This window comes from Streptomyces ipomoeae 91-03, from assembly GCF_000317595.1.
GTDB classification, from domain to species: domain Bacteria; phylum Actinomycetota; class Actinomycetes; order Streptomycetales; family Streptomycetaceae; genus Streptomyces; species Streptomyces ipomoeae.
This window is the reverse complement of record NZ_AEJC01000353.1, coordinates 1-13,278: the sequence shown is the minus strand read 5'-3', so window position 1 is coordinate 13,278 and position 13,278 is coordinate 1. Positions and strand designations below refer to the sequence as shown.

The following is a 13,278-nucleotide window of genomic DNA, read 5'->3' as shown; positions in this document are numbered from 1 at the left end:
CCCCCGTTACCGCGAGAACGAAGAGGGTATAGCCATGTATCGCACGCTTGATGCGGGCATGATTAGGGCGTCGGTGTTTCCGATGGCAGCAACGCTGCCTCCCTGGCCAACACTGGTCGGCAACGAGCCGGCTGACACCGATCGGTGGCGGAACTGGATCACCCAGGTGTGGGCCGACGACATCAGGGCTGCCGCGATCGAATTCGCCGCCCCCCGCCTCGCCGACTCCGTCAGCGAAGTGGTGGCCGGGCGGCGCCTGGGCTCGCGGGCCGTACGGCGCACTGCCATGTCCCTGGCCCGCTACGTGCTGCGCATGCAGTACCGGCCCACACCGTTCGGGCTGTTCGCCGGGGCGGCCCCCATCCGCATCGGCCCTGCCGGTCGCGCGGACTGGGGCGCCGGGCACCGTGCCTTCGTCCATGTCGACGCCGAGTGGCTGAACGACGTCATCACCACCCTGGAACGTGACCCGGGTGTGCTGCGGCATTTGCCCGTCGTCGCCAACTCCATGTGCATCGTGCGCGGTTCGCGTATCGCCGTCCTCTATCAGCCGGGCACCGACGGCCCCACTGAAACCACGTTGCGCCGCACCCGCGCCGTGGAAGCCGTCCTGGCCCTGGCCCGTACGCCGATCACCGTGAGCACCCTTGCCGACAAGCTCCGCAGCAACTACCTCCACACCCCGGCCGTGCAGATCCACGCCATGCTGCACAGCCTCGTCGAGCACCGCGTGCTCCTGACCAGCCTCCACGCACCCATGACGTGCGGTGACGCACTCGGGCACTTGATCGAGCAGCTCGACACCACCGGCGCCGCGCCCGCCAGAACCGATGAACTGCGGCAGATCCGAACGCTCCTCACCCGTCACGACCAGGCCCCACAGGGAGACCAACGCACGCTCCGCGCCCAGGCCACGGCGAGGATGACCGCCCTCACCGGCATCACCGACCGCAGCCTGATGGTCAATCTGCGCCCAGACTGCGACATCGTTCTACCCGAAGCCGTGACCCGCGAGGCCGAGAGCGCCTTGGAAGCCATTACCCGGCTGACACCGTTCCCGAACGGCTCAGCGGCCTGGCAGGACTACCGCACGCGGTTTCTGGAGCGCTACAGCATGGGCACCATCGTGCCCCTGCGCGACCTCACCGACCCGGACACCGGCCTCGGATTTCCCGCCAGCTACCGCGGTACGGTCCTCAAACGGCCGGTGCTGGCCACGACCCTTCGCGACGAATACCTCCTGACCCTCGCCCAGGACGCGGCTCTGAACGATCAGCGCACGGTCGACCTCACAGAGGAAGACATCAAGGCTCTGGCCCTTGGGCCTGCCCAGGTGCCCGCGCACGTCGCACTGTCCTTCACGGTGCTCGCGCGGTCCCTGGCCGATGTGGACGACGGCCGGTTCGCGCTGGTCATCAAGGGACTGTCCATGAGCGTCGGCATCACCACGGGACGCTTCCTGACGATGCTGGAGAAGGCCGACTTCGACCGTATGGCCGCCGCGTACGCCGGGCTGCCGACACTCACCGCCGACGCCGCCCTGGGGCAGGTGTCCAGTCCGCCGCTGCGTGTACGAACCCGCAACGTCGGACGCGCCCCCGCCGTCATGCCGAGCGTGCTGTCCGTGGGCGAGTACAACCCGGACGCCACACTCGACGCGGACGACCTCGCTGTCGTCGCCGACACCCGGCGCCTCTACCTCGTGTCGCTGTCCACCGGCCAGGTGATCGAGCCGTCGGTCCTGAACGCTGTGGAGTTGACCAACGCCACCCCTCCGCTGGTCCGCTTCGTGTCCGAGGTGCACCGCTCGCACACCGCCGCCCTGATCCCGTTCGCGTGGGGCGCGGCGGCTCGGCTGCCGTTCCTGCCCGAGGTACGCGTCGGCCGCACGATCCTGTCCCCGGCCTGCTGGAGGCTCCGCGCCTCCGACCTTGGCGACGGCGGCAACTGGGCATTCCGCCTGGCCGACTGGCGTGTCCGCCGCGGCGTGCCGAGCACGGTGTACGTCGGCAACGACGACCAGCGGCTGCGCCTGGACCTCGACCTCTCGGCCCACCAGCAACTCCTGCGAGCCGAACTGGACCGCCACACCACCGTGATGCTGCGCGAGGCACCGCCGGAAGACACGTTCGGCTGGCTGGGCCGCGCCCATGAGATCACCATGCCCTTCGTCTCCGACCAGCCGCCCGCCCCGGCCGCCGTCTGCCGGACAGCGGTCGTCGCGGGACGGGACTCCGCCCGGATGCCGGGCGCCTCCCCATGGGTGTACCTGAAGCTGTACGGCAACGCGGCCCAGGTGCCCGAACTACTCACCGCCCACGTGCCGCTGCTGCTGGGGGAAGTCGCACCGCTGGGGTGGTGGTTCATCCGCTATGCCGACCCCGACAGCCACGTGCGCCTGCGGTTACGGCTGCCGTCCCCGGAGGGGTTCGGGGACGCTGCCCGGTGCGTTGCCGTATGGGCGGCCGAGCTGCGCAACGAGGGCCTGCTTCAGCGAGTGCGGTGGGACACCGACGAGCCGGAGACCGGCCGCTACGGCACCGGGGCTGTCCTGGAGGCTGCCGAGAGGTTCTTCGCCGCCGACTCCGACGCCGCCCTGACCCAGATCGCCCTGCCCCTCCCCGACAGCCACCAGCAGGCGGTCACCGCCGCCGGCTTCGTCGACATCGCCACCGCCTTCCTCGGAACACCGGCGGTCGGCCGGGCGTGGCTGACGGAGAACTTCCCCAAGAGCGACGGCACCACCGCGCTGCCCCGAGACGCACAGGCTCTCGTCGTACGCCTCAGCAGCGGTGAGCACCTCCACCCGATCCTGGAACTCCCGGGCGGCCATACCGTCGCGAGGGCGTGGGGCATGCGCCGAACCGCCCTGCGCGCATACCGAACGGCACTGGAAACAACCGGCACCGACCCGGCGGCCGTCCTGCCGTCCCTGCTGCACATGCACCACAACCGCACCGCCGGGATCGCCCCCGACGCCGAAGCGACCTGCCGACGCCTCGCACGCACCGCCGCCCTGTCCTGGACCGTCCGCACCGAAGGAGCCATGCGGTGACCACCGCCCCGCCCCTCACCGACACCACCATCGCCACCCGGCAGTCCCTCGCGCACGGCCCCCTCGGTGCTGCCCTCCTCCACATCGAACGCGCCCACCGCGGCCTCACCCCCTGGAACGACGTCCACCAGCAACTCGCCGACATCCGCCCGCTGATCGACGGAGACACGGCCAGCCTGTTCCTCGGCGCCCCCGCCATGACGTACGTCCTTCACCTCGCAGCCACGGACAGTGACCGGTACGCCGGAGCCCTGCACACCCTGGACGGCATCGTGGCCGCGCACACCCGCCGCCGCCTGGCCGCCGCCCACGCACGCATCGACCAAGGCGGCTACACCACCTTCGCCGAGTACGACCTGTTCCGAGGACTCGTCGGCCTTGGCGCCCTCCTACTGTGCCGACAGCCGGACGGCCCCGAACTGAGAGAAGTGCTGGAGTACTTGGTTCGACTAACCCAGCCGATCGCCGGGCCCGGCGGGGCGCCACTGCCCGGCTGGTGGGTCTGTCACTCGCCCGCCAACAAAACCGCCACAAAAGGCGGCCATGCCAACGCGGGTCTCGCGCACGGCATCACCGGCCCCCTCGCTCTGCTCGCTCTGGCGAAACGGCGCGGCATCACCGTGGAGGGCCACGACACCGCCATGACCCGGATCTGCCGCTGGCTCGACCGGATCCGACGGAGCGACCACCGCGGAATCCGCTGGCCTCGGTGGGTCAGTGCCACCGGTCCCGCCCCCGCCCTCCCCACCACGCCGTCCTGGTGCTACGGCACGCCGGGCCTGGCCCGGGCACAGCAGCTCGCCGCCATCGCCCTCGACGACGAGGACCGCAAACGGATGGCCGAGCGCGCTCTGCTGTACTGCCTGGACGACCCGGACCAGCTCGACAAGCTGTCCAACCGCGGCCTGTGTCACGGCGTCGGCGGTGTCCTGCGTACGGTTCAGCGGTTCGCGCAGGACGCGGAGCACCCGTACGTGTTCACGGACCGCCTTCCCTTGCTCAGGCGGCGCTTCCTCGTTGCGGGCACTCCAGAGGAGACCGGATTCCTCGAAGGGGAGGCCGGGGCGGTCCTGGCGTTCCAGAGCGCCGAGTCAGGAGCAGGACCTGTCACTGACTGGGACGCCTGCCTGCTTCTGATCTAAGAGAGATGACACGGTGCACGAGTACGACGCAGGACTGGTCGAGAAAGCCATCTGGTCCGTCCTTGGTGGGGAGCCGATCTCGGATGCAGCCAAGCGAGCGGGGATGTCGTCCTCCCGGCTGGCTGACGCGGTCGAGCGGTACCTCTCCGCCGGCCGGGTCGCGCTCGACACCCACTCCGACGGCTGGCACCAGGTGAACATCGAGTTCGCCGACTACCCCACCGCCGCCGATGCCTTCCGCGCCTACCTCCTGCCCGCCCTGCGCGGTGCGCCCGTCGGGGAGTGGTGGTTCCTACGCAAACATCCCTGCTGGCGCCTGCGCGTTCGCCCCAGCCCGGACACATCGGTCGAGGACACCGTCGCGCACGTCACGAAGGCGCTCGACAGCGCGATGTCCTGGAATGTGGTGAAGGAGTGGCGCCCGTACCTGTACGAGCCGGAGTCCATCGCCTTCGGTGGCCCGGACGGGATGACGATCACTCATCGTGTGTTCCATGCCGACAGCCTTGGTGTGCTCGACTTCCACCAGCACGCCGCCGGCCGAACGGACGGACTCCTTGCGGCGAAGGCGACCTCGTTGCTCGTCATCACCCTGTTCTTGCGGGCTGCAGGACTGGAGTGGGGAGAGCAGGGGGACGTGTGGGGGCAAGTGGAGGCCAGACGGCCGCTGCCCGAAGACGTACCCGGCGACAAGGTCACCGCCATGGCGGACACCATGCGGCGATTACTCCTGCTCGACCCTGGCTCGGTACTCGCCGAAGGGCCGCTCTCGCCGCTGCGGGACTGGGTGGCCGGCATGGAGCATGGCGGCCGTGCCCTCGCGGGCGCTGGGCGAGACGGGCACCTTGGGCTCGGCCTGCGCGGTGTCCTGGCTCGGCACGTCCTCTTCCATTGGAACCGCATGGGCTTCAACGCCCGGCAACAGGCCATCTGGTCACGTGCCGCGCGGGAGGCGGTACTCGGCCGCTGAACGGGGGTGCGCACGAAGAGCGCTGTCCCAAGCACAGGGCCACCGGCAACTCCGAAATCAATCCACGACCCGTCCCGGTGCCGGGCCACCCGGCTCCGAAGGCCGACGGCAAGCTGACGCTGACGCCACCGAGACCCGGCTGGGTGCGCCCGTCGGGCGCGCTCCCGGTGGGCTGCCCGCAGGGCCCCGTTCAGGCAACCCGCGCCAGATCCGTGTGCCGCACCTCATGCGCCGGTGGCTGGCCCGCGGCGACGCGTTCCAGTTCCTCGACGACCGTGCGGCCGAGGCGTTCCAGTTCGTTGCCGAGGGAGCCAGCGATGTGCGGGGTGAGGAAGACGTTGGGGAGGTTGTAGAGGGGGGAAGCGGCGGGCAGCGGCTCGGGCTCGGTGACGTCGAGGACCGCCTTCAGGCGGCCGGAGAGCAGCTCCTCGGTGAGGGCGTCCGGGTCGATCAGGGCGCCCCGGGAGGTGTTGATGAGTACGCCGCCGTCCCTGATCAGCGCGAGTCTGCCGCGGTCGAGCATGCGGTACGTCTCGGGGATGTCGGGGGCGTGCAGGCTGACGATGTCGCTGGTGCGCAACAGGTCGTCCAGGCCCTTCGGCTCGGCGCCCAGTGCCGCGGCGCCCGCCGGGGCGACGTACGGGTCGTAGAGCGAGACGGCGAAGTCGAACGGTCGGAGCAGTTCCAGCAGGCGGCGTCCCACCCGCGAGGCCCCGATGACGCCCACCCGGCGGCCCACGTTGCCGATGGTCGCGGTCTCGGCGGGGGAGGGGTACGCGTGGGTCTGCCGGAAGCGTTCGCGCTGGTCGAAGGCGTCCTTGCCGGCCAGCAGGATCATCGCCAGCGTGTACTCGGCGACCGGCAGCGCGTTGCCGACCACCGCGCTGGAGACGGTGACCCCGCGCTGCCACAGGGCCTCCCCGACCAGCGCGCGGACCGAGCCCGCGGCGTGCAGCACATGGCGCAGCCCGGGCGCCGCCGCCAGGACGTCCGCGTCCAGGTGCGGGCAGCCCCAGCCGGTGATCAGTACCTCGGCCCCGGCCAGCGCGGGGGCGGCGGCGGGATCGGCGAAGTCCTGTACGACGAGCTCCGGGTCGATCTCGACCACCTGCCGCAGCCGTGCCATGAGTGGCGGAGGGAAGAGCAGGGGCAGGTGCACCGGATCCATGGCGAACACGGCTCGCGGCGACTGGGCGCTGGGCATGACTCTCCTGGGTGCGATGAGTGTGACGAGGCGATTGGTGAGAAGGGGGATCAACGGGATCAGCGGGATCAGCGGGGATCAGTGGGGGAGGGCGGTCAGTGAGGAAAGGAGACGGTGCAGAAAACGTCTTCTACGGTAGTTCCGCAGTAGAGGGCCGGTCAATCGTCGTGATCGGATGACATGTGTGGCTCACCGTTCCCTGTCGCCCGTAAAGGTGCAGGTCGTGGCGGTGCGTGGAGAGCGGACCGTGTTCGGCGGTGGATGAGAGTTGTGACGGACCTCTGTGGATGCAGGGAGAGATGCGGTCTGTGGGTGTAATCGGTTACCCACTCCTGGTCAACAACCGGTTGCTGACCTGCGGCTCTTCCGTCCCGCAGGCCCTCGCGCGCCACGCCAGGCCATGTCCTGGAGGTTACTCGGAGTTTTCGAAATTTGGTCCAGCCTCTTGACGTGGTTTGCGGACAGGATGAAGCTCTGCCCGTCACCACGATAGAAACCGGTTGTTGTTCAGGTTCTACTCACCTCGGCAGGTCCGCCACCTCCGGACTCAGGTGGTCCCTCGCTCGCCTCCTTGACTCCACCCTCCTCCGTAAGGAAGTTGCTCATGAACGACCCCCAGGGCACTGGCGGCGGCACCGGCCTGTCCCGCCGTACCGTTCTCCAGGCCGTCGGCGCCACCGCCGCCGCGTACTCGCTGCTCGGCGTGGCGACAGGGGCCGCGAGCGCGGCGACGGACGACGACGGACCGGAGTCCGCCGACAAGCTGGTGGTGTACCCCATCCCGAGCGGGGTCCCGACCAACTCGAGCTTCTCCGTCAAGGCCCGAACGCCCGGCGGCGAATGGCAGACGGTGCCCGTCTACCGAGCCCGGGCGAAGCAGATCAACGCGGACACGGGCAGCGGCCCGGTCTTCAACTCCTCCGTCGCCACCTTCGACTTCAAGGGCACCGTCGAGGTCGTCGTCACCTCGGCCAAGGGAACCATTGGCTCCGCGCGGATCCGCCCCCTGTCCTACGCCACCCAGTACACAGTGGACGGGGCCTCGGTGAGCTTCACCCTCACCGGGCCGCGCAACCTCTCCATCGAGATCGACGGCGAGATCTTCAACAACCTGCAGCTGCACGCCAACCCGATCGAGGAGAACGCACCCGACCCCGACGACGAGGACGTCATCTACTTCGGCCCCGGCCTGCACAAGACCACCGACAACGTGGTGAAGGTGCCCAGCGGCAAGACGGTCTATCTGGCCGGCGGCGCGGTGCTGACGTCCCGGGTGGAGTTCGAGAACGTCGAGAACGCCCGGCTGATCGGCCGTGGCGTGCTGTACAACTCGCCGAGCGGTGTCCTGGTGAGGTACTGCGAGAACATCGAGATCGACGGCGTCATGGTGCTCAACCCGAGCAGCGGCTACGCGTGCACCATCGGCCAGTCGAAGCAGGTCACCATCCGCAACCTGCACTCCTACAGCCACGGCCAGTGGGGCGACGGCATCGACGTCTTCTCCAGCGAGGACGTCCTCATCGAGGGCGTGTGGATGCGGAACTCCGACGACTGCATCGCGATCTACGCCCACCGCTGGGACTACTACGGTGACGTCCGCAACGTCACCGTCCGCAACTCGACCCTCTGGGCGGACGTCGCGCACCCGATCAACGTCGGTACGCACGGCAACACCGACACCCCGGAGACCATCGAGAACCTCGTCTTCAGCAACATCGACATCCTCGACCACCGTGAACCGCAGATGGACTACCAGGGCTGCATCGCGCTCAACCCGGGCGACAGCAACCTGCTGAAGAACGTCCGCGCCCAGGACATCCGGGTGGAGGACTTCCGCTGGGGCCAGCTGATCAACATGCGGGTCATGTTCAACAAGAGCTACAACACCTCCGTCGGACGGGGCATCGACGGGGTCTTCATCCGCAACCTGACCTACACCGGTACGCACGCCAACCCGTCCATCATGGTCGGCTACGACGCGGACCACGCCATCAAGAACGTGACGTTCCAGAACCTCGTCATCAACGGCAAGTTCATCGGCAACGGGATGAAGAAGCCCGGCTGGTACAAGTTCACCGACGTGATGCCGGCGTACGCCAACGAGCATGTGCTGAACACGCGGTTCCTGAACTCCACCGAGGCCACGTCCGGCGACGCGCCCGAGATCACCAGCCCGGACGGGGCCACGGCCACCAAGAACCAGGTCTTCAACTACCTGATCACGGCCAGCGGGCTGCCGACGAAGTTCAACGCCGAAGGGCTGCCGAAGGGACTGGACATCGACACCGACACCGGTCTGATCTCCGGCACCGCCAAGGACAACGTCGGCACCTTCGAGGTCACCGTGTCGGCCACCAACAGCGTGGGCACCGCGACACGGACCGTCACGCTCGCCATCGAGCACGCGTGACGCGGCACCACTGAACCAGGAGATACCCGTGCACTCCCTCAGCCGACGGTCGTTCCTCGGCGCGGCAGGGCTCACCGCCGTGGCCGGAGCCGGACTGTTGTCCGCCTCCGCCACGGCCGCGTGGGCCGAGGCCGCCGCCGACGCGGCGTTCACATTCACACACCCCGGCCTCCTCCACTCCCGCGAGGACCTGGACCGGATGAAGGCCGCGGTCACCGCCCAGGAGTCGCCGATCTACGACGGCTACCTGGCGTTCGCCGCCCACGCCCGCTCCAAGGCCACGTACACGATCCAGAACACCGGCCAGATCACCTCCTGGGGTCGCGGCCCCACCAACTTCCAGAACCAGGCGGTCGCCGACTCGGCCGCGGCCTACCAGAACGCCCTGATGTGGTGCGTCACCGGCAACCGCGCCCACGCGGACAAGGCCCGGGACATCCTCAACGCCTGGTCGAAGTCGCTGACCGCGATCACCGGGGCCGACGGTCCGCTCGGCGCGGGACTCCAGGCGTTCAAGTTCGTCAACGCGGCAGAACTGCTGCGGTACACCGGCTACGACGGCTGGACCGCGGACGACATCGCGCGCTGCGAGCGGTCCTTCCTGGACGTCTGGTATCCGGCCGTGTCGGGCTACATGCTCTACGCCAACGGCAACTGGGACCTGACTTCCATTCAGACCATCCTCGCCATCGGAGTGTTCTGCGAGGAACCCGTCCTCTTCGAGGACGCCCTGCGCTTCGTCGCGGCCGGCGCGGGCAACGGCAGCGTCCGCAACCGCGTCGTCACGGACGCGGGCCAGGGCCAGGAGAGCGGCCGCGACCAGGGCCACGAACAGCTCGCCATCGGCCTGATGGGCGACGCCGCACAGGTCGCCTGGAACCAGGGCGTCGACCTGTGGGGCTTCGACGACAACCGCATCCTCGCCAACGCCGAGTACGCGGCCAAGTACAACCTCGGCGGCGACGTCCCCTTCACCCCCGACCTCGACCGCACCGGCAAGTACATCAAGACCACCGTCTCCGACAAGGTCCGTGGCGCGCTGCCGCCCGCGTACGAGATGTACTACGCCCACTACGTCGGCGTACGCGGCCTCGACGCCCCGTACACGAAGGCGGCCGTCTTCCGCGGGACGGGCGGTGCCCGTTTCATCGAGGGCAGCAACGACGATCTGCCCAGCTGGGGGACCTTCACCTACGCCGGTACGACGGCCCCCGAGGCGACCGTGCCGAAGCCCCCGGCGGGCGTGACGGCGGTCGGCGCAGACAAGGCCGTCACCGTGGCGTGGCTGCCGTCGGCGTGGGCCACGTCGTACACGGTCCGCCGGGCGACCAGCCCCGAGGGCCCGTACGAGGAGATCGCCACCGGGGTCGACAAGGCGACCTACACCGACACCGGCGTGAGCGCCTGCCGGACGTACTACTACACGGTCGCCGCCGCCAACTCCCGTGGCACCAGCGACGATTCGGCGATCCGCAGTGCCTCCGCCGGGCTGCCGGAGCCCTGGTCGACCAGGGACCTCGGCGAGGTGAAGATCCCCGGGGCCGCCCTCTTCGACGGGGAGCGGTTCGTGCTGGAGGCGAGCGGTACGGCGGACACGTACCGCATGGTGCAGCTGCCGCTGCGGGGCGACGGCACGGTCACGGCGCGGATCGTGTGGCCGCTCAGCTCGCAGTACTCCAAGATCGGTGTCACCGTGCGGGACTCGCTCGACGCGGGGGCCGCGCATGCCTCGATGCTGATCCAGGGGTTGCCGCTGCACACCTGGAGCGGTGTGTGGTCCGTACGGCAGTCGGCGGGCTCGGAGATCTCGGCGACCGGCAGTACGCCGGTGCCGCCCTCCCAGCAGGAGGCGATCACCGTGAACGCCTCCTTCCCGATCTCCAGCCTCGGTGCGCTGCCCGAGTCGGCCACTCCGCTTCAGGCGCCGTACGTCGAGGGCGCCGGTGACGGTTACCGGCTGCGGAAGCCGTACTGGGTGCGGGTGACCCGCGAGGGCCGCCGCTGCACCGGGGCGATCTCGCCGGACGGCGTCGAGTGGACCGAAGTCGGCTCCACAGAGGTCGAGTTGGGGCGGACCGTGTACGCGGGACTCGTGTTGACCTCCTGCCTCGGCGTCGACGAGGAGTACGCCGAGACCGGTACCGGTGCCTTCGACAACGTCAGCGTGGTCTCGGCGGAGCACGGCGATGTCTGGCGGTCGCCCCGTCCGGTCGCCGTCGCCCCCGATCTGCGGGCGGTCGCCGGCAAGGGTGGCGTGGAGCTGGCCTGGACCGATCCGGATCTCTCCGCGAGCTACACCGTGCAGCGGTCGACCACGGGCCACGGCCCCTACACCACGCTGGCCACCGGGGTCGGCGCGGTGGGCTTCGGCGCCCGCCTCCGGTACACGGACACCACCGGTACGCCCGGGACGACGTACCACTACACCGTCCGCAAGACCAACACCGGTGGCAAGGGCCCGCGTTCGGCGTCGGTGAGTGCGCTGATGCCGGAGGTCACCGCCCCCGCCGCCGCGATACCGGCCCTGCCCGTATCCACCGGCCTGCCCGAGTCCTGGACGGCCGGTGACCTCGGCGACGTGGTCCTCGACCAGAGCGCGTTCGGCACGCTCGGTGTCGTGGCCGTGCTCACCCCGGGGTACACGGAGTACGCCGACGGGACCTTCACCGTGCGGGGTGCCGGCACCGATCTCAACGTCAACGGCCAAGGGATGACGGGGCAGTTCGTACGGCGGCCCGTCACCGGTGACTGTGAGATCACCGCCCGGCTGGACTCCCGTACCGGCGCCACCGCCGACCGGGTGGGCCTGCTGATGGCCAAGTCGCTGTCGCCGTTCGACCAGGCGGCCGGAGCGATCGTCAGCGGCGGGACCAGCGCCCAGCTCATGCTCCGTACGACCGTCGCCGGAAAGTCGGCCTTCACGGGCAACGGCACGGTCACCACCCCCTGTCTGCTGCGGTTGAAGCGCGTCGGGACCGCGTTCACCGCGGCAGTCTCCACAGACGGAGGTGTCACCTTCACCCCCCTCGCCGAGGGACAGATCCCCGGCTTCGGTGACGCCCCCTACTACGTGGGCCTGGTGGTCTGCTCACGCAACCCCCTGGCACACGGCACCGCGCGATTCAGCGAGGTGAGCATCACCCCCCTCTAGATCCTCCATGGAATGGAGACACAGGAATGAGCCGCACTTCCCCCCACCGAAACCTTGGCTCCCACGAGCACCCCGGGAGCCAAGGTCAGCCTCAAGAGCCGTTCCGCACCGGTGAGTTGAGCCGCCGCGGTCTGCTTCAGGCCGCCGGCGGTCTCACCGCCGCCCTCGCGCTGGGTTCCGCCTTCGCCGCCACCACGGCCGAGGCGGCCCCGGCCACCTTCACCCACCCCGGCATGCTGCACGCCTACGGCGAACTCAACCGTGCCAAGGTACGCGTCGCCGCCGGCGACGACCCCTGGCTGTCCGGCTGGAACCGCCTGACCGCCAACTCCCACTCCGCGAGCACCTGGACACCCAACCCGCAGGCCACCATCATCCGCGGCGGCACGGGCGAGAACTACGGCATCCTCTACAACGACATCCACGCCGCCTACCAGAACGCCCTGCGCTGGAAGATCGCCGGCACCACCGCCAACGGCGACGCGGCGGTCCGTATCCTCAACGCCTGGTCGGCGACCCTGACCACCATCACGGGCAACGCCGACCGGTTCCTGGCCGCCGGGATCTACGGCTACCAGTTCGCCAACGCCGCCGAACTCATGCGCGGCTACAGCGGGTTCGATCTGGACCGGTTCAAGACGATGATGCTCAACGTCTTCTACCCGCTCAACAACCAGTTCCTGACCAACCACAACGACGCCTGCATCACCAACTACTGGGCCAACTGGGACCTGTGCAACATGAACTCGATCCTCGCGATCGGGATCCTGTGCGACGACGGCGCCAAGTACGACCAGGCCGTCAACTACTTCAAGACCGGCGCCGGCAACGGCTCCATCACCCACGCCGTCCCGTTCCTCCACACCGACTCCGCCGGCTACGCCCTCGGCCAGTGGCAGGAGTCCGGCCGCGACCAGGGGCACACCATGATGGGCATGGGCCAGATGGGTGCCTTCTGCGAGATGGCCTGGTCCCAGGGCGACGACCTGTACGGCTACGACAACAACCGGTTCATGAAGGCCGCGCAGTACGTCGCCAAGTACAACCTGGGGCAGAGCGTGCCCTTCACGACGTACACCTGGGGCTCGGGCCAGAACTGCGCCCAGCAGACACAAACCGCGATCTCCTCCGTGAGCCGTGGCCAGGTCAGGCCCGTCTGGGACCTCATCTACTACCACTACGGCCGCCGCCGGCTCCTGGACGTCCCGTACATCAAGGCCATGGCCGAGAGCGTCCGCCCCGAGGGCGGCGGCGGTGACTACGGCTCCACCAGCGGCGGCTTCGACCAGCTGGGCTTCGGCACGCTGATGTACGCCAAGTAGCCGACGCCCCACGACGGGGACGAA

Annotated in this window: 7 protein-coding genes; 6 read left to right on the top strand and 1 reads right to left on the bottom strand. The window is 69.2% G+C overall.

Translation table 11 applies throughout. The annotated features are described in order from the left end of the window. Positions 1 to 82: 82 nt before the first annotated feature. The 3 genes from STRIP9103_RS22585 to STRIP9103_RS46915 are packed head-to-tail and all read left to right on the top strand — an operon-like array spanning position 83 to position 5,167. Positions 83 to 3,055, top strand: coding sequence for a lantibiotic dehydratase (locus tag STRIP9103_RS22585; protein ID WP_078614013.1), 2,973 nt, complete (start codon positions 83 to 85; stop codon positions 3,053 to 3,055). Continuing rightward, on the top strand, positions 3,052 to 4,197 hold the full coding sequence (locus STRIP9103_RS22580) for a lanthionine synthetase C family protein (protein ID WP_009319710.1): 1,146 nt from the start codon (positions 3,052 to 3,054) through the stop codon (positions 4,195 to 4,197). Before STRIP9103_RS22585 ends, STRIP9103_RS22580 begins: the two co-directional genes overlap by 4 nt. Positions 4,198 to 4,210: 13 nt before the next feature. Further along, positions 4,211 to 5,167, top strand: a complete 957-nt coding sequence (locus STRIP9103_RS46915) for a thiopeptide-type bacteriocin biosynthesis protein (RefSeq protein ID WP_009319709.1) — start codon at positions 4,211 to 4,213, stop codon at positions 5,165 to 5,167. 190 nt (positions 5,168 to 5,357) lie between these two features. Here the strand turns inward: STRIP9103_RS46915 and STRIP9103_RS22570 are convergent, their stop codons facing one another. Beyond that, on the bottom strand, positions 5,358 to 6,371 hold the full coding sequence (locus tag STRIP9103_RS22570; RefSeq protein ID WP_009319702.1) for a hydroxyacid dehydrogenase: 1,014 nt from the start codon (positions 6,369 to 6,371) through the stop codon (positions 5,358 to 5,360). Between the two features lie 604 nt (positions 6,372 to 6,975). Here STRIP9103_RS22570 and STRIP9103_RS22565 point away from each other — a divergent pair. The 3 genes from STRIP9103_RS22565 to STRIP9103_RS22555 are packed head-to-tail and all read left to right on the top strand — an operon-like array spanning position 6,976 to position 13,254. After that, positions 6,976 to 8,781, top strand: a complete 1,806-nt coding sequence (locus STRIP9103_RS22565) for an Ig domain-containing protein (protein ID WP_009319708.1) — start codon at positions 6,976 to 6,978, stop codon at positions 8,779 to 8,781. A gap of 28 nt (positions 8,782 to 8,809) precedes the next feature. After that, positions 8,810 to 11,932: an alginate lyase family protein gene (locus STRIP9103_RS22560; protein WP_009319703.1), complete on the top strand. Its 3,123-nt coding sequence runs from the start codon at positions 8,810 to 8,812 to the stop codon at positions 11,930 to 11,932. A gap of 26 nt (positions 11,933 to 11,958) precedes the next feature. Next, positions 11,959 to 13,254, top strand: coding sequence for an alginate lyase family protein (locus tag STRIP9103_RS22555; RefSeq protein ID WP_009319707.1), 1,296 nt, complete (start codon positions 11,959 to 11,961; stop codon positions 13,252 to 13,254). Positions 13,255 to 13,278: the final 24 nt, after the last annotated feature.

Coding starts and splice junctions, on each gene's coding strand:
- STRIP9103_RS22585 (WP_078614013.1), top strand. CDS start 83: ATGGCAGCAACGCTGCCTCCCTGGCCAACACTGGTCGGCAACGAGCCG.
- STRIP9103_RS22570 (WP_009319702.1), bottom strand. CDS start 6,371: ATGCCCAGCGCCCAGTCGCCGCGAGCCGTGTTCGCCATGGATCCGGTG.
- STRIP9103_RS22565 (WP_009319708.1), top strand. CDS start 6,976: ATGAACGACCCCCAGGGCACTGGCGGCGGCACCGGCCTGTCCCGCCGT.
- STRIP9103_RS22555 (WP_009319707.1), top strand. CDS start 11,959: ATGAGCCGCACTTCCCCCCACCGAAACCTTGGCTCCCACGAGCACCCC.